Below are 19,411 nucleotides of genomic sequence, written 5' to 3'. Positions count from 1 at the left end.
ATTGATTGATCTTGGAGGTCGTTATGAAAAACAATAGCAATAAAAAAGGAATTTTGATTACAGGAACAAGCGTTGTGCGTGGAGTGCAGGTTCTAGTTGCACTATATTTGATTTATAGTTTCGTTCAACTCTTTGTATTTGGTCAAGAGATAGATACCATGATACTCTTGATGATGATGAGTTCTCTCCTTATTTTAGACGATACTCTCAGCAACAAAAAGGATAAGAAAAATGAACAAGACAGTTAAAAATGGAATGAAAGTGTTGGTACTTTTCCTCAGCTTATTCTTGATAAATATTTTGGTCTTCAAAGTTCTAGCCTTACTAGGATTTGACCTTAGTTTGACGGAACTGAGTTACCTCTTTCCTCCTTTGCTGGCGACACTGGTGTTAGTTCTGCAATTTAACAAAAAGAAAAATAGTGAAAAAAACTAGGAAAAGATAGGAGGAACTTTATGAAACGATACATTTCAGCAGATATGGCAGCGATTATGATTACAGGGGCAACTATATTCGGCTTACTGATTGGAGTTGCTCTAAGATTATTGAGTTTGAGCTAGGTGAAATAGAAGGAGAAGAAAAATGGAAAATAAAAAGAAATTATATGAAGTAGATGTTAGAAGCGATAAAAAGTTGGCAGTAAGGTTGTATGCAACTACAGTTTTATTAGTGTTTCCGTTTTTTTGGCTATTTGGATTTATAGCTTCTAAAGTTGAGCTTCAAAATGTTACGAATGAGATGCAATTCATTGAAGCACTATTTGTTTTACTAATGCTTACTATCATTCATGAATGGATTCATGGACTGTTTTTTAAAATTTTTTGTCCCAAAAATCCTGTCAAATATGGAATTAAATGGAAAAGCGGGATGGCTTATGCAATCAGTCCCAACTCCCTTTATAATCGTTTTCAAATAGTTGTAATTGCCCTTGCCCCCTTCGTTCTGATTAGTTTGGGGTTGACAGCATCTGCAATGTTTGGTTGGATTGACAAAGGGGCTTATCAGGTTCTAGCAACCATGCATGCAGCAGCTTGTATTGGGGATTTCTATTATACCTATTTACTGATGGCAAAATTCAAAAAAGTGGTGGTAGAAGTAGCTGTAACAGAAAAAGGCTTGATTATCTACCAAGCCTAGAAAGGAAACATCATGGAATATGTCTTAAAAAATCGGCTCAAGGAGTTGCGGGCACGGGATAGCCTCAACCAAACTGAGTTGGCAAAATTAGCAGAAGTATCACGGCAGACCATTAGCTTGATTGAGCGGGGAGAATACACGCCCTCGGTGGTCATTGCCATGCGTATAGCACAGATTTTTAACGAAAATATGGAGAATGTCTTTCAATTAGTGGAGGTAGAGGGATGAAGAAAGAAAAATCAAAAAATAGTCTTCTCAGATTGGGTAAACAACTGGGTATTGGTGTTTTAATTGGTGCGCCTATAGGTTTTTTAATTGGATTTTTTGGCTTATTAGATCATCCTTTGCAACTACCCTTCCAAACTATCCTTGATATAGCTAGCGGAGTACTCTTGTTCATGACACTTGTTTCCTTATTGGCACAGCTTTATTATTTTATAAAAGCAGAAAAGAACTATAAAATATATAAGGATTTAGCTGATGACGATGAGCGCATTGATGAACTATATCGAGTACTGAGTTTAGACTACTCGTACGCAGTGACATTTACAGGTCTTATGTCAGTTTTGGGAATGGTCAGTTTGATGCTCAATTTGAAATTGGATATTTCTTCTAATGGGTTATTTATATTCTTTTCAATTTGGCCATTTGTTGTCTTGGTTTACACCACTGTTATGCAAATGTTGCTGATGAAACGGCACAATAAGATAAAAGGTATTAAGGCGCCTCTTGTGCCAACCTTGAAAGAAGTAAAGGCTAACGTTTTAGGGTTGGATGAGGCAGAATTGCAGGCAAACTACAAAATGTCTTTTGAAATCGTGATGAACTTGAGCAGTATGATTTTACCGGGGATTTATCTATTTTGTTTTGCTCTTTCAGCTATTCAAGGAGAAGTAGAATTGACAGGCCTATTGATTGCAGGAGGTATTCATATCTATATTATGGTCATGCAGTTAAAAATGGCAAAAAATTATTATAAATAATATAGAAAAAAGGAGATTGCGATGAAAATTAAAGAATGGAATATGGTGAAAAATTGGCCCTATATTTTATGGTTTCTCTTGGCTTTTGCATTAAATATAGGAGCGACCTTTGTTTTAGTTCGGTTGGACAATTACCAAGGGCTCAATCTAGTTTGGGCAAGCGCTGCCTTGCTGGTAGTGACAGGTTTGGAAATCTTCTTAGCAGGTAAAGCGAAGTTACTCTCAAAATTTTGGCAGGACGGTTTTCTCAAGATGTTGGCCTATGTAGGTCTTGGATTTATCGCAGTTTTTACTGTTAAAATCATAGCAGGCATTGTCATGCAATTGTCGGGTGAAGGGCTCAACACAGTCAATCAGCAAGCCATTGAAGATATGGGATTTCCTCCGATTATCTTGTTTTTATTGACATCTATTTTTGCTCCTATTGTCGAGGAAATCGTCTTCCGAGGCTTTATCATGGGTAAAATCTTTGGCAAGGAATCTATCTTCGGTCTCATCTTATCCAGCCTACTCTTTGGTCTCATGCACGCTCCGACAGGGCTTGGTTCTTGGATTATGTATGGGGGCATGGGGCTGGTGCTAGGTCTCATTTACCGCCTAGGCAAACGCTTGGAGTACAGCATGCTGGTGCATTTCATCAACAATATCATCGGATTTTTGCTCATGCTTTTGATGCAAATGCTCATGAATGGTTCATTAGGATAAGTCGGAGGTGAAAGTATGGAGTATATTGCCCTTGCAGCGGTTGGTTTCCTGTTTGTATCCTATTTTTCCTACGATGGAAAAGTCAAGAAATTGGCAAAACAGATCAAGAAACTCAAAAAACAGATAAATGGAGGAAATGTCATGTCAAAAATGGTGGAAGAATTGGTTGGTGCTACAGTTCATGTAGTCTTTGAAGATGGGATTGGACAGGATTTTACGATTGGGGCCTGCGATGAGGATTGGGTCAAGCTCAGTCAGACAGGCAAGGCCGGTAAGACCACGACTCGCTTGGTCAGACTGGATGCTATTGCTGAATTTAGAAAAGTAGATTAGGGGTTATCTATGTTAAAATTTATCAAACACTTAGGCTTGATAGTGCTTTATTTCCTAGCAAGCCAGGTCACCAGCAGCTTTATCTCGCTGGGCATCTTCAAGGACCAACTAGCAGCAGAGCTACCAGCTCCAATTGTGGAACAAGCAGTCTGGATTAGCGGCATTATCGGCATCGTGCTGACCACAATCCTCGCTGTGGTCCTCTGGAAGGTCGTCTATCCACGCAAGACCATTGCCTACACCGTCGAAAGTAGCTGGTTCCACAAGCTACACTGGCCTATTCTGGTCTACCTGGTCTATTTTGTCATTCAGTTTCTCATTCCTGTAGAGGAAAGCCAAAACCAGATGATAGTGGTGCAGTTTGTTTCTGCTTACCCCATTCTTGCCTTTTTCTCCGTAGTGGTATTTGCCCCTATCCTGGAAGAATTGATTTTCCGTGGTTTTCTGGCCACCTATTTCTTCCCGAAAATGCAGAGCATGAAAACAGTGGGGATTTACTTGATTGTGTCAGGGCTTTTGTTCAGCCTACCACACGGACCAGCAACCATTCCTCAGTTCTTGATTTACTTTACAATGGGAGTCAATCTGGGATGGATTTTCTTGCTCAAACGAGATATCCGCTATTCAATGGCGCTCCATTTAGTCAACAACCTGATTGCCTACGGCATGATATTGGTTGGGGTATAGAAAAAAAGCAGTGGTCGACTGCTTTTTTTTATTTATCTATTTTACAAACCATAAAGGTAATCATCATCCTGCATGGCCTCTACTTCACCAAGCAGGTAGCCGTTACCAACTTGAGAGAAGAAGTCGTGGTTGGATGTACCGGTCGAAATACCGTTCATGATGATTGGATTGACATCATCCGCTGAATCTGGGAAGAGTGGGTCCTGTCCCATGTTCATTAGGGCTTTGTTGGCATTGTAGCGTAGGAAGGTCAAAACTTCCTCAGTCCAGCCAACGCTATCATAGAGCGAACGAGTGTAGCCTTCTTCATTTTCATAAAGCTGATAGAGTAGGTCGTACATCCAGTCGCGGAGCTTGTCTTGCTCCTCTTCGGTCAATTCATTGAAACCGAGCTGGAATTTGTAGCCGATATAGGTACCGTGGACAGATTCGTCACGGATAATCAACTTGATAATTTCAGCAACGTTGGCCAGCTTGTTATTTCCAAGATAGTAGAGCGGAGTGAAGAAACCAGAATAGAAAAGGAAGGTCTCTAAAAATACGCTGGCTACTTTCTTCTCGAGCGCTGTGCCATTTTCATAAATTTCGTTGATGATTTTAGCCTTGCGTTGCAGGTATTCATTGCTGTTGGTCCATTCAAAAATTTCTTCAATCTCTGACTTGGTGTTAAGAGTGGAGAAGATAGAAGAGTAGGACTTGGCGTGAACAGACTCCATGAATTGGATGTTGTTGTAAACAGCCTCTTCGTGTGGTGTCCGCACATCTTGGCGGAGGGCTTGAACACCTGTTTCAGATTGAAGGGTATCCAAGAGTGTCAGACCACCAAAGACCTTGCCAACCAGGTCTTTCTCTTCGGCAGTCAATTTACGCCAGTCATCCAAGTCATTGGACAAAGGGATACGCGTGTCGAGCCAAAATTGCTCGGTCAATTTTTCCCAGGTCGATTTGTCAATGACATCTTCAATGGCATTCCAGTTTATGGCTTTGTAGTAGGTTTCCATATTTCTCTCTTTCTTTTCTAGAAATATCTACACTATTGTATCATATTTTTTGCTAAAAAACGCCCCAAGGACGTTCATTAGATTGCTTTGTTCGCAAGCAGCACAAATTGACGTATGGTAACTAGCTAATCCGCTCATAGCGGTTGGCGTAGATTAGGTAGTTGGCTTGCCAACAGCTAATCCCTTGCAAGTTACGACCTGAGAAAAGTCGTTCGAACTTAACGACTTTTCGAGGTAGTAAGCCACTTAGGTACTGACCATATAGTCAGTACCGTTCATTCATTAGATGCTTTAGCATCAATGAATGTTAGTGTCTTAAATCACACAACTTTCACATTGGTTTGATCCGATTTCTTCTCCGTCGTCGGTGAAGGTGCGGATGTAGTAGATAGACTTGATACCTTTGTTGAAGGCGTAGTTGCGCAGGATAGAGAGGTCACGGGTTGTCTGCTTGTTCTCATTTTTCCACTCGTAAAGCTCTTTTGGCAATTCGCTGCGGAGGAAGAGGGTCAGTGACAAACCTTGGTCGACGTGCTCAGTAGCAGCAGCGTAGACATCAATCACCTTGCGCATATCCATGTCGTAGGCTGATTTGTAGAACGGAATAGTTTCCGTTGCCAAGCCTGCTGCTGGATAGTAGATTTTACCGATTTTCTTCTCTTGACGTTCTTCAATCCGTTGAGTGATTGGGTGGATGGAAGCAGAGACATCATTGATATAGGAAATAGAGCCGTTTGGTGCAACTGCCAAGCGGTTTTGGTGGTAGAGACCGTCTACCATCACCTTATCACGCAGGTCAGCCCAATCTTGTCCGCTTGGAATAAAAATACCTTGGAATAATTCTTTAACACGGTCAGATTGTGGTTGGTAGTTGCCTGTCACATACTTATCGAAATATGTGCCGTCTGCATATTTTGAGTTTTCAAAGTTATCAAAAGTCGCCTTGCGTTCTCGTGCAATGTTGTTTGATTCTACCAAAGTCCAGTAGTTGAGGAGCATGAAGTAGATATTGGTAAATTCAACGGCTGTTTTTGAACCGTAGTCCACCAAGTTTTGCGCCAAGTAAGAATGAAGTCCCATGGCACCCAAACCAATCGAATGTGCACGCTCATTACCTGCCTCAATCGAAGGCACAGCAGAAATGTGCGAATGGTCAGTAACATAGGTCAAGGCACGTGTCATAGCACGAACAGAACGGCCAAAATCAGGTGATTTCATGAGGTTAACAATGTTGGTTGAACCCAAGTTACATGAAACGTCAGTACCCATTGTCAAATATTCTTGCGAATCGTTGATGACGCTTGGTGTCTGGATTTGCAGGATTTCTGAGCAAAGGTTGGACATGATGATTTTGCCGTCAACTGGATTGCTGCGGTTGGCCGTGTCAATGTTGATGACATACGGATAGCCTGATTCTTGTTGGAGTTTTGAAATTTCTGTCTCCAAATCGCGGGCCTTGATTTTTGTCTTACGAATGCGAGGGTTGGCCACCAACTCGTCATATTTAGCTGTAATGTCCAAATAGCTGAATGGCACGCCGTATTCTAGCTCAACAGAGTAAGGGCTGAAGAGGTACATGTCCTCATTTTTACGAGCCAATTCGTAGAACTTATCAGGAACAGTGATACCGAGAGAAAGGGTTTTTACACGAACTTTCTCATCCGCATTTTCCTTCTTAGTCGAAAGGAAGGCGATAATATCTGGGTGGAAAACATCCAGATAGACTACCCCAGCTCCTTGGCGTTGCCCAAGTTGGTTAGAATAGGAGAAGCTGTCTTCGAAAAGTTTCATAACAGGAACAACCCCAGAAGCAGCCCCCTCGTAGCCCTTGATTGGTGCGCCTGCCTCACGTAAGTTGCTAAGGGAAATACCGACACCACCACCGATACGGGACAATTGCAGAGCAGAGTTGATAGAACGACCGATAGAGTTCATGTCGTCTGTTACTTGAAGCAAGAAACAGGATACCAATTCACCACGGCGAGCACGACCAGCATTGAGGAAGGAAGGAGTTGCAGGCTGGTAACGCAGGTGGATCATCTCGTTTGCCAAATCCAAGGCCAATTCTTCGTCACCTTCCGCAAAATAGAGGGCGTTGAAGAGGACGCGGTCCTCCATGCTTTCCAGATAGTAAGCACCGTCGTTTGTCTTGAGGGCGTACTGGTTATAAAACTTGTAGGCTGCCATGAAAGACTTAAATTGGAAGTTCTGGTCTTTCAAAAATTGGTCAATTTTAATGAGAAATTCTGGGCTGTACTGCTCCAAAAATTCTTTTTCTAAATAATTTTCCTCGACAAGATAGTTGATTTTATCCAAAATACTATCGAATTGCTTGCTGTTAGGGATAACGTTTTCCTTGAAAAAGGCTTTAAGGGCCTCCTGATCCTTGTGGAGGGGGATTTGTCCATTGACAGGACGGTTGATTTCGTTATTTAAACGGAAGTAGGACACATCGCCCAAATCTTTCAAACTCATAGTCGCAATCTCTTTCTATAACAGGGTTCTTATACTAAGGCTTTTAATTTTGCAGGTTGGAAACCAGAGAAAACGTCGTTTTCGGTTTCGATCACTGGCGCTGCTGAGAAACCAAGTCCTTTGACGTGGTCAATAAATTCTGGCTGCTCATCCAGGTTGATTTCCTTGTATTCCACACCGTGTTGGTCTAGGAATTTCTTAGACATCTTGCACTGTACACAATCATTTTTTGAATAGATAGTAACCATTCGATTTCTCCTTTGTTTACAAGGAAATTGCATAATTCCCTTCAAATTTACCAATCTAGAATACAAGATTTTGGGGTTAAAGTCAAGGGGTTAGCTTAAACAAATCACAAAATATAGACGAATAACGAACAAGAAAATACTACATGTAGTGTTTTCTGAAAATGAGGTCTACAAGCTTTGTTTAAGCCGTAGTAGAGCTGTTTTCTATGCGAAATCACCATATGTCACAAAATATGACATTCATGGTTAAGTTGTGTTTGAATAAAAAAAGCAACTTCCAGTATAATATACATAATGAATACATAGAGGTAGCAGACATGACTCAAAAGAACAAATCGAATTTTGAACACAAACAACAATTATTCTCTTACTATGATTTGGGAGAGGTTGCCCAAGAACATGGTGTGAATATTCAGGCACTCCCTTATACGATTCGTATTCTGTTAGAAAGCTTACTTCGTAAGGAAGATGGTGTAGATGTGACCAAAAGTCACATTAAAGATTTGGTGACCTACCAGGCTGCAGCTCCACAGGGTGAGGTTCCTTTTAAGCCTAGTCGTGTTATTTTGCAGGATTTTACAGGGGTTCCAGTTGTGGTTGACCTTGCATCCATGCGTGATGCGGTGGTTAAGGCGGGTGGCAGTCCTGATTTGATTAACCCCGAAATTCCAGTTGATTTGGTGGTTGACCACTCTGTGCAGGTCGATTACTTCGGTACGGACCAGGCTCTGGAAAAAAATATTGAGCTAGAATTTGAGCGCAATAACGAGCGTTATGAATTCTTAAAATGGGCGGAAAACTCTTTTGAGAATTATCGGGCTGTGCCACCTGCAACAGGGATTATCCACCAGGTCAATATTGAGTTCCTCAGTGATGTTGTCATCGAGCAGGATGGCCTACTTTATCCAGATTCTATGTTCGGTACGGACAGCCATACGACCATGATCAACGGTATCGGTGTTCTGGGCTGGGGTGTCGGAGGTATTGAGGCCGAGGCAGCTATGTTGGGAGAGGCGTCTTATTTCCCAATTCCAGAAGTGATTGGTGTTCATTTGACAGGCAGTCTGCCCAAGGTTGCGACAGCGACAGATTTGGCTCTACGGGTGACACAATTGCTCCGCCAGGAAAATGTTGTCGGCAAGTTTGTTGAATTTTTTGGACCGGGTCTGTCTTCATTGGCACTGGCTGACCGGGCGACGGTTTCCAACATGGCACCTGAGTATGGCGCGACTTGTGGTTACTTCCCGATCGATGCTGAGACCTTAAACTACATGCGCCTGACCAACCGTTCAGAGGACCATATCGCCTTGACGGAGGCTTATGCCAAGGTCAATCATCTGTTCTACGATGAGGTCAATTTCCCAACCTACACCAAGGTTTTGGAGTTGGATTTGTCAACGGTGGTGCCGTCTATTTCTGGACCAAAACGGCCGCAAGATTTGATTGAATTGACCGATGCCAAGGAGGAATTTGCTGCCAGCATCACTCGTGAAGTTGGTGTTCGTGGTTTTGGTTTGGACAAGGCAGAGCTAGAGAAGACAGCGACGGTGCATTATGCGGACGGAGATGAGACGATTCAGACAGGTCATGTAGCCATTGCAGCTATTACCTCTTGTACAAATACATCTAACCCCTACGTACTTTTAGCGGCAGGATTACTGGCTAAGAATGCGGTTGAAAAAGGCCTGACAGTCAATAAAACGGTCAAGACTTCTCTGGCACCTGGTTCAAAAGTTGTTACAGGTTACTTGAAAAATTCAGGCCTCCAAACCTATCTGGATGCGCTTGGATTTAACTTGGTCGGCTATGGTTGTACCACTTGTATCGGGAATTCCGGTGATTTGCCAGTAGAAGTTGCAGAAGCCATTAAGGAAGAAGATTTGCTGGTTTCGGCAGTCTTATCTGGAAACCGCAACTTTGAGGGCCGTATCAATCCGCTCGTCAAAGCTAATTTCCTTGCAAGTCCGCCCCTTGTAGTGGCCTATGCCATTGCAGGAAACATGAATGTTGACTTGACGACAGAGCCGCTTGGTCAAGACCAAAATGGTCAACCTGTCTATCTCTCAGACATCATGCCAAGTCGTGAGGAAGTAGATGCCTATATCGAGCAGTATGTGACCCGTGACCTTTATAAGGAAGAATACCAACAGGTCTTTACAGATAGTCAAGCTTGGAATGCCATTGAAACGACGTCGGATAAAAATTATGCCTGGAATGACAAGTCAACCTACATTCAAAACCCGCCATATTTTGATAATATGCAGGCAGATTTATCTATCAAGCCTTTGGACAATCTAGCAGTCCTGGCCAAATTTGGAGACTCTGTCACTACCGACCACATTTCACCAGCGGGGAACATTGCGCGACTCAGTCCCGCTGCTCGCTACCTAGAGGATAATGGGATTTCATACTTTGACTTCAACTCCTATGGTAGTCGCCGTGGGAACCACCAGGTCATGATGCGAGGAACATTTGCCAATATCCGGATTAAAAATGAGTTGGCAGATGGAAAAATTGGTGGTTTTACCAAGTATGATGGCGAAATTCTGCCGATTTATGATGTTGCTATGAAGTATCAGGAGGCTGGAATTGGTAGCCTGGTAATTGCTGGTAAGGACTATGGGATGGGTTCTAGTCGTGACTGGGCAGCCAAGGGGGCCAATCTTTTGGGTGTCAAGGCTGTATTGGCAGAATCCTTTGAACGCATTCACCGCTCTAATCTAGTCATGATGGGTGTCCTACCCTTGCAATTCCTTGAGGGGCAGACAGCAGACAGTCTGGGCTTGACTGGTTTGGAAACCTACTCTATCGATTTGCCGGAGGATGTGACGGTCGGTCAGATGGTAGCTGTTCGGGCTATTTCGGAAAATGAAACCAAGGAATTTCAGGCTCTGGCTCGCTTTGATGCGGAGGCTGATATTCGTTATTACCGTCACGGAGGCATTTTGCCAATGGTGGTGAGAAAGAAACTAGGAGGTCAACTATGACAGAAACAAATGGATTGAAAGATGCCATTGCCTGCGATACGCGCATTAGTGCGATTGAAAATGACCGCCTTTCCTATGCTGGTTATGATATTTCAGAGTTAATGGACAATAATGCGTCTTTTGAAGAGGTCATTTACCTGCTTTGGAACTTGCACCTCCCGACGCAGATTGAGCTCAATTATTTTGAAAAAGCCTTGCGGGCTGAGTATGCCATTTCTGATGCGGTGGAGCAGTGCATTCTCATCCAGTCACGCAGACACCTGCACCCGATGAGTGTCTTGCGGTCAACGGTGTCACTCTTAGGTGTTTACAATGTTCGGGCTGAGGAAAGTTCGCTGGAGGCCCTCTATGACCAGTCGATTCAGATTATGGCTAAGGTTCCGACAATCATTGCAACCTTTGCTCGTCTGCGGAAGGGCTTGGTGCCGATTGAGCCTCGTGAGGATCTGGGCTTTGCGGCTAATTTCCTCTATATGCTCAATGGGAAGGAGCCGACAGATTTGCAAGTCAAGGCCTTTAGCAAGGCACTGGTCCTCCATGCTGACCATGAACTCAACGCCTCGACCTTTGCGGCGCGCGTGACCGCCTCCACCCTGACAGATATTTATTCTTGCGTGACGACAGCTATTGGAACGCTCAAGGGTTCTCTACATGGCGGAGCTAATGAGCGGGTTTTCGATATGTTGCTGGCAATCCGTGAATCTGGTGATACAGAAGGTTACTTGCAGCAAAAATTGGACTCAAAAGAAAAAATTATGGGCTTTGGTCACCGGGTTTATCAAACGGTGGATCCTCGTCAAGAATATTTGAAGGAAATGGCGCGTGATTTGACAATGGGAACGGATGATGAGGCCTTCTATCGCTTGTCCGAAGAAGTAGAGGACTTTATCAAGCACAAAAAAGGCTTGATTCCCAATGTGGATTTCTATTCGGCGACGGTATACCATGTTTTGGGCATTGACAGTGATATTTTCACCTTGATTTTTGCCATGAGCCGTATGGCCGGCTGGATTGCCCATGTACAGGAACAACGCAAGAACAATAAGCTCATCCGTCCTCGTTCGTCCTATCTAGGTGGACGGAATTTGACCTATATCCCAATCGGAAAGAGATAAGTATGGCAGAAAAAATTAGATTTGAAAATGGAAAGTTGCTGGTTCCTGACCAACCCATTATTCCCTATATCGAGGGGGACGGTGTCGGTAAGGATATTTGGTCAGCGGCTCAGTCTGCGATTGATGCGGCAGTTGAAAAGGCTTATGATGGCCAGCGTCAGATTGTCTGGAAGGAAGTATTGGCCGGTGAAAAGGCCTATGAAACAACAGGAACTTCCTTACCAGACGAGACCTTAGCCACCATTAAGGACCACCTCGTGGCTATTAAAGGACCGCTGGGAACGCCTGTTGGTAAGGGCCATCGATCACTGAATGTGGCCTTGCGCCAGGAACTGGACCTCTTTGCCTGTGTGCGGCCAGTCCGCTATTTTAAGGGAGTGCCTAGTCCACTCAAAGAGCCTGAAAAAACCAATATTACGATTTTCCGTGAAAATACAGAAGATATTTATGCAGGTATCGAATGGGATGCTGGAACTGCTGAAGTAGCACAGGTGCTTGCTTTCTTGAAGGACCAGATGGGAGTTAGTAAAATTCGTTTCCCTGAGACATCGAGTATCGGTATCAAGCCGATTTCTGAGGAAGGCAGCAAGCGCTTGGTTCGCTCTGCTATTGATTACGCCTTGGAAAATGGCCTAAAAAATGTAACCCTGGTCCACAAGGGCAACATTCAAAAGTTCACGGAAGGTGGTTTCCGTAAATGGGGCTATGAACTGGCTCAACAAGAATATGCGGATCTTCTTGAGTCGGGTGATTTGGTAGTCAACGATATTATTGCGGACAATTTCCTTCAGCAAATCTTACTTGCTCCAGAAAAGTTCGATGTGGTGGCCCTCACCAATCTCAACGGAGACTACGCTTCAGATGCTCTAGCGGCCCAGGTTGGTGGAATCGGCATCTCACCAGGTGCAAATATCAATTACCAAACAGGACATGCCATTTTTGAAGCTACTCATGGAACAGCGCCAGATATTGCTGGCCAAAACAAGGCTAATCCAAGTTCCGTTCTATTGTCTGCTTGTATGATGTTGGATTATATGAATTGGAAAGAAGCAGCAGAGATTATTGTTTCTGGACTCGAAAAAGCTTTTGAAAATAAACAGGTAACTGTTGACTTTGCAAAGGATTTGGGAGTAGAACCCCTATCTACTAGTCAATTTGTTACGGCTCTTATTCAATATTTTTAAGATAGAAAGGACTTGCGACCAGGCAGGTCTTTTTCTTAGAAAAATGAAAGAAATGCAAAAAAATCTTGAAAATGATTTCAAAAAGTGGTATAATCCTCCTTGTAAGGGTTATCATAATAGCCCAAATTTTGTAAAACAAAAAGGAGAATCCAAATATGGCTTCAAAAGACTTCCACATCGTGGCAGAAACAGGTATCCACGCACGTCCAGCAACTTTGCTCGTTCAAACAGCTAGCAAATTCGCTTCAGACATCACTTTGAATTACAAAGAAAAATCTGTAAACCTTAAGTCCATCATGGGTGTTATGTCTCTTGGTGTTGGCCAAGGTGCTGACGTAACAATCTCTGCTGAAGGTGCAGATGCTGACGACGCAATCGCAGCAATCACAGAAACAATGGAAAAAGAAGGATTGGCATAAGAACATGACAGAAATGCTTAAAGGAATTGCAGCATCTGATGGTGTTGCCGTTGCTAAGGCATATCTACTGGTTCAACCCGATTTATCTTTTGAAACTGTTACAGTTGAAGATACAAATGCAGAAGAAGCTCGTTTGGATGCAGCTCTTGAAGCGTCTCAAAACGAGCTTTCTGTTATTCGTGAGAATGCAGTAGCTAGCCTAGGTGAAGAAGCCGCAGCCGTATTTGATGCACACTTGATGGTACTTGCTGACCCAGAAATGATTGGTCAGATTAAGGAAACAATCCGTGCTAAGAAAACAAATGCTGAAACAGGTTTGAAAGAAGTAACGGATATGTTCATCGCTATCTTTGAAGGTATGGAAGATAACCCATACATGCAAGAGCGTGCAGCAGATATCCGCGACGTTGCAAAACGTGTCTTGGCACACTTGCTCGGTGTTCGTTTGCCAAACCCAGCAACAATTGATGAAGAGTCTATTGTGATTGCTCATGACTTGACACCTTCTGATACGGCTCAATTGAACAAACAGTTCGTTAAAGCTTTCGTTACAAACATCGGTGGACGTACAAGTCACTCAGCTATCATGGCTCGTACACTTGAAATTGCAGCTGTATTGGGTACAAATAATATTACTGAAATCGTGAAAGATGGCGATGTCCTCGCTGTTAACGGTATCACAGGTGAAGTTGTTATCAACCCATCTGAGGAAGTGATTCTAGCATTTAAAGCGGCTGGTGAAGCCTATGCTAAACAAAAAGCTGAGTGGGCTCTCTTGAAAGATGCTCAAACAGTGACAGCAGATGGCAAACACTTTGAATTGGCCGCAAACATCGGTACACCAAAAGACGTTGAAGGTGTAAACGATAACGGTGCTGAAGCAGTTGGTCTTTATCGTACAGAATTCTTGTACATGGACTCACAAGACTTCCCAACAGAAGATGAGCAATACGAAGCTTACAAGGCTGTTCTTGAAGGCATGAATGGCAAGCCAGTTGTGGTTCGTACAATGGACATCGGTGGTGATAAGGAACTCCCTTACTTCGACCTTCCACACGAAATGAACCCATTCCTTGGTTTCCGTGCCCTTCGTATCTCAATTTCTGAGACTGGTAACCAAATGTTCCGTACTCAGTTGCGCGCCCTTCTTCGTTCATCTGTTCATGGTAAACTTCGTATCATGTTCCCGATGGTTGCCTTGGTAACAGAATTCCGTGCTGCAAAAGCTATTCTTGAAGAAGAAAAAGCGAAATTGCTTGCGGAAGGCATTGCAGTTGCAGATGATATTCAAGTGGGTATCATGATTGAAATCCCAGCTGCGGCTATGCTTGCGGACCAATTTGCGAAAGAAGTTGATTTCTTCTCTATCGGTACTAACGACCTTATCCAATACACAATGGCAGCAGACCGTATGAACGAGCAAGTTTCATACCTTTACCAACCTTACAACCCATCTATCCTTCGCTTGATCAACAACGTTATCAAGGCTGCGCACGCAGAAGGCAAATGGGCTGGTATGTGTGGTGAGATGGCTGGTGACCAACAAGCTGTTCCACTTCTTGTCGGAATGGGCTTGGATGAGTTCTCTATGAGCGCAACTTCTGTACTTCGCACACGTAGCCTCATGAAGACACTTGACACAGCTAAGATGGAAGAATATGCTCACCGTGCCTTGACAGAATGTGCAACGGCAGAAGAAGTTCTTGAACTTCAAAAAGAGTATGTTGATTTCAACTAATAGATAAGATGAGAAAACAAGGGTAGAATTATTCTTGTTTTTTCTATAACAAAAATAGACTTGCCGGGGCAAGTCTATTTTTGTCTTTAGTTTTTCTGATAAAACTTATTGTGCTGATAGATAGGATCAAAGGTAAGATTGATGCCTAATTTGCGGAGAACACTCTTGTCTTCATCAGATAGGATAACGGTTGAGTGGGCTTCGCTACCATTTAATTGGCCCAATTCTTTCATTGCTTGTGTAGCGACAGGGCTGTCTTGTGCAGTGATGGCAAGGGCGTTAAGAATCTCACTTGCATCGAGTCGTGTATTGGTTTTATCCAGATAATCTGCCTTCAATTCTTGGATTGGTCGGATGTAGTTTGGTTCGATGAGAAGTGTTTCATCATCGATTTTAGCAATTTGCTTGATGGCATTTAGAAGGACAGTTGCAGTTGGCTTGAGGAGGTCGGATGTCTTACCTGTTACAATCTCTCCAGTTGGCAACTGAATAGCTAGGGCAGGGCTGGCTGTCAGCTCTGCTTTTTCGCGCGCAGCGATAACAACCTTACGGTCAGCAGGTGTCACGCCAACTTCATTCATGAGGAGCTCAATCTTTTTGACTGCTTGTTCACCAACCCGCTCAGCTTTGAAATCAACCAAGGTCTGGTAGTAGCGGCGGATGATTTCTTGCTTGGATGCTTCGATCGCAGCTTCTTCGTCCACGATGGAATAGCCCACCATGTTAACGCCCATGTCCGTTGGTGAGGCGTATGGTGATTTGTTCAAAATACGTTCAAAGGTACGGTTGAGGACAGGGAAGACCTCGATGTCACGGTTGTAATTGACGGCTGTTTTTCCATAGGTTTGTAAGTGGAAAGGGTCAATCATGTTGAGGTCATCCAGGTCAGCAGTTGCTGCTTCATATGCCAAGTTGACTGGGTGGTGGAGTGGCAAGTTCCACACTGGGAAGGTTTCAAACTTAGCATAGCCAGATGTTACGCCATGCAGTTGGTCGTGGTAAAGTTGGGAGATACAAGTCGCCAATTTACCTGAACCAGGTCCAGGTGCGGTGACAACGACGAGATTGCGACTAGTTTCGATATAGTCATTTTTGCCCATGCCTTCTGGTGAGATGATGTGGTCAATATCAGACGGGTAGCCCTTGATTGGGTAGTGAAGATAGGACTTGATACCATGTTTTTCCAACTGCTTGCGGAAGGCGTCTGCGGCTGGCTGGTTGCGGTATTGGGTAATGACGACAGAACCGACATAAATATCAATATCATTGAAAGTATCAATCAAACGGAAGACTTCTTGGTCATAAGAGATACCCAAGTCGCCACGTGCCTTAGAATGTTCGATATTGCTGGCATTGATGGCAATGACAATTTCTACTTGGTCTTTCAACTCTTGGAGGAGTTTGATTTTATTATCTGGTTCATAGCCTGGTAAAACACGGGCTGCGTGGAAATCTTCCAACATTTTTCCGCCAAATTCCATATAGAGCTTGCCTTCAAACTGGGCAATACGATCTAAAATATGATCACGTTGTAGGTTCAAATACTTATTTGAATCAAATGCGATGTTCTTCATCCAATTAGTCCTCCAAATGTGTAATGTTCTCTGGGAAAAACAAAAATAGCTCCCTAAAACTAGGGAGCCTTTTCTCCGACCTCTCAAAAGAGGTGCCCGAACAATACTATAACAAACTGTGCTCATCTTGTCAAGAAAAAGTCGGATAGAAGAAAAATTAAACAATCGCTTAAAGAATATTTAATTTTTACAAAATTAAGTATTGACTTTATTCAAATAAAGTGTAAAATAATATTAAACAAATGTTTAATATCTGTTTAAGGAGATGTTTATGAAAAAACTAGTCAACAATAAATTGTTCCTGTCCAGCTTTGTAGCGGATTTGATTTCCAACTTTGGTGACACACTCTACTACCTAGCCCTGATGAACTATGTCTTGCTTCTACCAGATACCAAGTTTGCCTTGGCTATGATTACCGCATCTGAAACCTTGCCGATTTTGGCTGGTCTCTTTATCGGGATTTGGGCGGACAAGACTAAAAATAAACTGGATACCATTCTTGCAACCCTGCTGGTTCGTGTCGTTCTCTATGCCTTTGTTGGCTTCTTGATGGGATTTGTACCAGCCCTCTGGGTTGTAGCGGTGGTCTGCGTCATCAATTTCCTATCTGACTTGGTTGGGCAGTATGAAAATGGTCTGTATCTGCCTGTCAGCTTGCGGGTTGTGGCAGCGGAAGACCGCGAAACCGCAATGGCCTTCAAGATGACAGTGAGATCACTTCTGCAAATCGCCTTCCAAGCTAGCGGTGCCATTCTCATCGGCTTTATGTCTTACCAGAATCTCGCCTTCTTCAATGCAGGAACCTTCTTGGTCAGTCTTGCCATCATGGCAACCCTCCGTCCAGCTCTTGCCAAGCTACTGAAGGAAAATCCTATCCAGCAAGCTGAGCAAGTGGAAACTGAAGCTGGTATTGTCAAAGGAATTGGACAGAGTATCAAAGATTCCTACCAAGCCGTGCAGAATATTCCTGTTCTCAAAGCGTCAATTATTACTATTGCCAGCCTGAATGCCATTTTTACCGCACTTTCACCATTAGTTATTCTCAATATGAAGGAGTTCTCAGACTTTGTGATTGTCAATGCAGGAACAACCGTTGCTTTGGTTTCTATTCTCTTCTCAGTCGGTAGCATTTTGGGCTCTAGTCTGGGTATGGCATTCTTTAAAAATGTCAGTCTAATAAACCTCCTCAAGTTCTCTACATTGATGCCTGTTTTACTTTTCTCAGGTTTCTTTCTTCACAACATCTATGTGGTACTGGCAGTGATCTTTGTAACGGCAGTTACTTTGGGCATTTTCAATCCCAAAATGAATGCCTTGGTTGTCAATGAATTGCCAGAAGATAAATTGGCGACTGTCGGTGGTGGGATTGACAGTTTCTGCCAGATTGGTATGGTAGGTGGTCAAGCCTTGGTCGCCCTAATGGTGACGGTGCTTTCTGCGACAAGTATTTCTCTCATCTTCCTCTTGCTTTCTGTGGGACTAGTAAGCTATACTATTCTTACAGGTCGTAAATCAAATAACGAAGTAGTTCAAGCTTAGAAAGTATGCGTATGAAATTAGATTACCGAGATTATAGAAGCGAAATTGTTGAAAAATTCTTTATTCCTTTAATTGTTAGAGAACGTGAGGAACCGTTTGAGGCGGATTTGTCACAGAAGGAAAAAGACATTCTCAAAGATGCCTTGGACATTCGTGATGAGATTGAAGAAAAGTTGGCAGATTTTCGTCAGGAAGTCAATCAAGTCTTTATCTGGGGACATATTTTTAACATTTTGCATAGTCTTTATTTCTATCTCTTGAATGATGGGCAGGATCCAAAGACCGTTGAGGAAGCTTGTCAATTGATTTTAAAGCTATCTCAAGAAGAAATAGAAGATGCCATGCGGACCATGCTAGCGTCTGAAAATGACGGACATCGTGAGAAGAACCTCAGCCTCATGGAACTTTTGGAAAAAACGGATAAAAAGCCGGCAGATAAGTGGTACTGGTCACTGGCCCTTCGCAATCCTTTAGAAACAGTTGAGCGGTCTGTCCATCTCCTGAACAAGCTACTCCCAATCTATCAGCCATATTTTGAAGGGGCAAGAGCAGAGCGGGAAGCCTTTGCTAGAGATTTTGACATTGAAAAACTCTACAGAGAATCCAAGCAGTTAGCCATGACCAGCTTAGATACTCTGGGTGTTGAAAATGCTCAATTCTTCGTTCTCAGTCCCTGGAATTATTGGTTTGCTTATTATGGCAATGAACAATTTGACTATATGAAAGTCGCTCTTTTAGCATCCTGTCGAATTGATCAGATGATGCTGTCAAATGACGAGCTGGATCTGGATGATTTGACAAGGGCTCTTAAAGTCATCAGCGATAGCACGCGCTATCAGGTCTTGGTGGAGCTGACCAAACCTCATGCTAAGAGCAAGGATATCGCAGAACGCCTCAATATCACAGGAGCAGCCGTATCCTTCCACACCCAAAAGCTAATTAACGGTGACCTGCTTCTCTTCAATACAAAAAATAGCGATGTCAAATACAGTGTCAATCAAGATTTGCTGCGGCAGATGATAGACAAGCTGAAGAGTGATTTTGAATTATAGTTAGTAGGACTTTGTACTGAGAGAGTACAAGGTCTTTTTATGCCTTGGTTCCAAGGTTGCTTTCCCGCTCCATGTGGAATCTATGGTATAATCCCATCTTTTGCAGTTTGAAACGACAAAAACCTCCCCAACCCTATGCATATCAAGGTGATATACTCCCCTTATAGTGGACAGTGAAAAAACAAAAATTTTCACTAGAACCATTTTAATTCACTTAAAATTTGTTTGGTATC

At 43.1% G+C, this 19,411-nt stretch carries 19 protein-coding genes; 15 read left to right on the top strand and 4 right to left on the bottom strand.

Annotation, left to right across the window (positions count from 1 at the left end):
* Window positions 1–23: 23 nt before the first annotated feature.
* From ACHBIF_RS05020 to ACHBIF_RS04985, 8 genes are all read left to right on the top strand, one after another.
* Window positions 24–248 (top strand): hypothetical protein, encoded by a 225-nt coding sequence (locus tag ACHBIF_RS05020; protein ID WP_394719068.1) that lies wholly within the window; start codon window positions 24–26, stop codon window positions 246–248.
* Window positions 232–435: a hypothetical protein gene (locus ACHBIF_RS05015; protein ID WP_394719066.1), complete on the top strand. Its 204-nt coding sequence runs from the start codon at window positions 232–234 to the stop codon at window positions 433–435. The genes ACHBIF_RS05020 and ACHBIF_RS05015 overlap by 17 nt, the downstream gene beginning before the upstream one ends.
* 147 nt (window positions 436–582) lie before the next feature.
* Window positions 583–1,137 (top strand): DUF3267 domain-containing protein, encoded by a 555-nt coding sequence (locus tag ACHBIF_RS05010; protein ID WP_394719064.1) that lies wholly within the window; start codon window positions 583–585, stop codon window positions 1,135–1,137.
* A 12-nt stretch (window positions 1,138–1,149) separates the two neighbouring features.
* Window positions 1,150–1,365, top strand: coding sequence for a helix-turn-helix domain-containing protein (locus ACHBIF_RS05005; RefSeq protein WP_172009114.1), 216 nt, complete (start codon window positions 1,150–1,152; stop codon window positions 1,363–1,365).
* Window positions 1,362–2,120 (top strand): DUF3169 family protein, encoded by a 759-nt coding sequence (locus ACHBIF_RS05000; protein ID WP_394719062.1) that lies wholly within the window; start codon window positions 1,362–1,364, stop codon window positions 2,118–2,120. Before ACHBIF_RS05005 ends, ACHBIF_RS05000 begins: the two co-directional genes overlap by 4 nt.
* 21 nt (window positions 2,121–2,141) lie before the next feature.
* The gene (locus tag ACHBIF_RS04995; RefSeq protein ID WP_172079140.1) at window positions 2,142–2,825 is read left to right on the top strand and encodes a type II CAAX prenyl endopeptidase Rce1 family protein; all 684 of its coding nucleotides are present in this window, start codon (window positions 2,142–2,144) and stop codon (window positions 2,823–2,825) included.
* A 15-nt stretch (window positions 2,826–2,840) separates the two neighbouring features.
* Entirely contained in the window at window positions 2,841–3,158 is a 318-nt protein-coding gene (locus ACHBIF_RS04990; protein WP_105111441.1) for a hypothetical protein, read from the top strand.
* A 9-nt stretch (window positions 3,159–3,167) separates the two neighbouring features.
* Window positions 3,168–3,845, top strand: coding sequence for a type II CAAX prenyl endopeptidase Rce1 family protein (locus ACHBIF_RS04985; RefSeq protein ID WP_172021301.1), 678 nt, complete (start codon window positions 3,168–3,170; stop codon window positions 3,843–3,845).
* Window positions 3,846–3,886: 41 nt separating this feature from the next.
* Here ACHBIF_RS04985 and nrdF read toward each other — a convergent pair whose 3' ends face one another.
* The 3 genes from nrdF to nrdH form a co-directional block, all read right to left on the bottom strand.
* The gene (nrdF, locus tag ACHBIF_RS04980) at window positions 3,887–4,846 is read right to left on the bottom strand and encodes a class 1b ribonucleoside-diphosphate reductase subunit beta (RefSeq protein ID WP_105122184.1); all 960 of its coding nucleotides are present in this window, start codon (window positions 4,844–4,846) and stop codon (window positions 3,887–3,889) included.
* A gap of 315 nt (window positions 4,847–5,161) precedes the next feature.
* Entirely contained in the window at window positions 5,162–7,321 is a 2,160-nt protein-coding gene (gene nrdE, locus ACHBIF_RS04975; protein WP_394719058.1) for a class 1b ribonucleoside-diphosphate reductase subunit alpha, read from the bottom strand.
* Window positions 7,322–7,350: 29 nt separating this feature from the next.
* Window positions 7,351–7,569 (bottom strand): glutaredoxin-like protein NrdH, encoded by a 219-nt coding sequence (nrdH, locus tag ACHBIF_RS04970; RefSeq protein WP_105101028.1) that lies wholly within the window; start codon window positions 7,567–7,569, stop codon window positions 7,351–7,353.
* A 221-nt stretch (window positions 7,570–7,790) separates the two neighbouring features.
* Between nrdH and acnA the strand changes: the two genes are divergently transcribed.
* The 5 genes from acnA to ptsP all read left to right on the top strand — a co-directional run bounded on the left by acnA (window position 7,791) and on the right by ptsP (window position 15,012).
* Window positions 7,791–10,556, top strand: a complete 2,766-nt coding sequence (gene acnA, locus ACHBIF_RS04965) for an aconitate hydratase AcnA (RefSeq protein ID WP_394719056.1) — start codon at window positions 7,791–7,793, stop codon at window positions 10,554–10,556.
* Window positions 10,553–11,671, top strand: coding sequence for a citrate synthase (locus tag ACHBIF_RS04960; RefSeq protein ID WP_105160054.1), 1,119 nt, complete (start codon window positions 10,553–10,555; stop codon window positions 11,669–11,671). Before acnA ends, ACHBIF_RS04960 begins: the two co-directional genes overlap by 4 nt.
* A 2-nt stretch (window positions 11,672–11,673) precedes the next feature.
* Entirely contained in the window at window positions 11,674–12,855 is a 1,182-nt protein-coding gene (gene icd / locus ACHBIF_RS04955) for an NADP-dependent isocitrate dehydrogenase (protein ID WP_394719053.1), read from the top strand.
* A 155-nt stretch (window positions 12,856–13,010) separates the two neighbouring features.
* Window positions 13,011–13,274, top strand: coding sequence for a phosphocarrier protein HPr (locus tag ACHBIF_RS04950; RefSeq protein WP_002936050.1), 264 nt, complete (start codon window positions 13,011–13,013; stop codon window positions 13,272–13,274).
* Between the two features lie 4 nt (window positions 13,275–13,278).
* Window positions 13,279–15,012: a phosphoenolpyruvate--protein phosphotransferase gene (gene ptsP, locus ACHBIF_RS04945; protein WP_394719049.1), complete on the top strand. Its 1,734-nt coding sequence runs from the start codon at window positions 13,279–13,281 to the stop codon at window positions 15,010–15,012.
* Window positions 15,013–15,098: 86 nt separating this feature from the next.
* Here ptsP and ACHBIF_RS04940 read toward each other — a convergent pair whose 3' ends face one another.
* Entirely contained in the window at window positions 15,099–16,586 is a 1,488-nt protein-coding gene (locus tag ACHBIF_RS04940) for a DUF1846 domain-containing protein (RefSeq protein ID WP_394719047.1), read from the bottom strand.
* Window positions 16,587–16,857: 271 nt separating this feature from the next.
* Here ACHBIF_RS04940 and ACHBIF_RS04935 point away from each other — a divergent pair, with 271 nt between their 5' ends.
* Both ACHBIF_RS04935 and ACHBIF_RS04930 read left to right on the top strand, forming a co-directional pair.
* On the top strand, window positions 16,858–18,126 hold the full coding sequence (locus tag ACHBIF_RS04935) for an MFS transporter (RefSeq protein WP_394719045.1): 1,269 nt from the start codon (window positions 16,858–16,860) through the stop codon (window positions 18,124–18,126).
* An 11-nt stretch (window positions 18,127–18,137) separates the two neighbouring features.
* Complete coding sequence (locus ACHBIF_RS04930) at window positions 18,138–19,178, top strand: ArsR/SmtB family transcription factor (RefSeq protein WP_394719043.1); 1,041 nt, start codon at window positions 18,138–18,140, stop codon at window positions 19,176–19,178.
* The last annotated feature ends 233 nt before the right edge of the window (window positions 19,179–19,411 follow it).

The sequence above is a fragment of the Streptococcus sp. A11 genome, assembly GCF_043674225.1.
Classification (GTDB): Bacteria; Bacillota; Bacilli; order Lactobacillales; family Streptococcaceae; genus Streptococcus; species Streptococcus suis_V.
The sequence above is the reverse complement of the archived record's forward strand: the minus strand, read 5'-3'. Positions and strand labels throughout refer to the sequence as shown.

Excerpts from the sequence above, each read along its gene's own strand:
- ACHBIF_RS05010 (WP_394719064.1), top strand. The coding sequence starts at position 583 with ATGGAAAATAAAAAGAAATTATATGAAGTAGATGTTAGAAGCGATAAA.
- ACHBIF_RS04930 (WP_394719043.1), top strand. The coding sequence starts at position 18,138 with ATGAAATTAGATTACCGAGATTATAGAAGCGAAATTGTTGAAAAATTC.
- ACHBIF_RS04950 (WP_002936050.1), top strand. The coding sequence starts at position 13,011 with ATGGCTTCAAAAGACTTCCACATCGTGGCAGAAACAGGTATCCACGCA.
- ACHBIF_RS05000 (WP_394719062.1), top strand. The coding sequence starts at position 1,362 with ATGAAGAAAGAAAAATCAAAAAATAGTCTTCTCAGATTGGGTAAACAA.
- ACHBIF_RS04990 (WP_105111441.1), top strand. The coding sequence starts at position 2,841 with ATGGAGTATATTGCCCTTGCAGCGGTTGGTTTCCTGTTTGTATCCTAT.
- ptsP (WP_394719049.1), top strand. The coding sequence starts at position 13,279 with ATGACAGAAATGCTTAAAGGAATTGCAGCATCTGATGGTGTTGCCGTT.
- ACHBIF_RS04940 (WP_394719047.1), bottom strand. The coding sequence starts at position 16,586 with ATGAAGAACATCGCATTTGATTCAAATAAGTATTTGAACCTACAACGT.
- ACHBIF_RS05015 (WP_394719066.1), top strand. The coding sequence starts at position 232 with ATGAACAAGACAGTTAAAAATGGAATGAAAGTGTTGGTACTTTTCCTC.
- ACHBIF_RS05005 (WP_172009114.1), top strand. The coding sequence starts at position 1,150 with ATGGAATATGTCTTAAAAAATCGGCTCAAGGAGTTGCGGGCACGGGAT.
- acnA (WP_394719056.1), top strand. The coding sequence starts at position 7,791 with ATGTCACAAAATATGACATTCATGGTTAAGTTGTGTTTGAATAAAAAA.
- ACHBIF_RS04935 (WP_394719045.1), top strand. The coding sequence starts at position 16,858 with ATGAAAAAACTAGTCAACAATAAATTGTTCCTGTCCAGCTTTGTAGCG.
- nrdE (WP_394719058.1), bottom strand. The coding sequence starts at position 7,321 with ATGAGTTTGAAAGATTTGGGCGATGTGTCCTACTTCCGTTTAAATAAC.
- nrdH (WP_105101028.1), bottom strand. The coding sequence starts at position 7,569 with ATGGTTACTATCTATTCAAAAAATGATTGTGTACAGTGCAAGATGTCT.
- ACHBIF_RS05020 (WP_394719068.1), top strand. The coding sequence starts at position 24 with ATGAAAAACAATAGCAATAAAAAAGGAATTTTGATTACAGGAACAAGC.
- ACHBIF_RS04985 (WP_172021301.1), top strand. The coding sequence starts at position 3,168 with ATGTTAAAATTTATCAAACACTTAGGCTTGATAGTGCTTTATTTCCTA.
- icd (WP_394719053.1), top strand. The coding sequence starts at position 11,674 with ATGGCAGAAAAAATTAGATTTGAAAATGGAAAGTTGCTGGTTCCTGAC.
- ACHBIF_RS04960 (WP_105160054.1), top strand. The coding sequence starts at position 10,553 with ATGACAGAAACAAATGGATTGAAAGATGCCATTGCCTGCGATACGCGC.
- nrdF (WP_105122184.1), bottom strand. The coding sequence starts at position 4,846 with ATGGAAACCTACTACAAAGCCATAAACTGGAATGCCATTGAAGATGTC.
- ACHBIF_RS04995 (WP_172079140.1), top strand. The coding sequence starts at position 2,142 with ATGAAAATTAAAGAATGGAATATGGTGAAAAATTGGCCCTATATTTTA.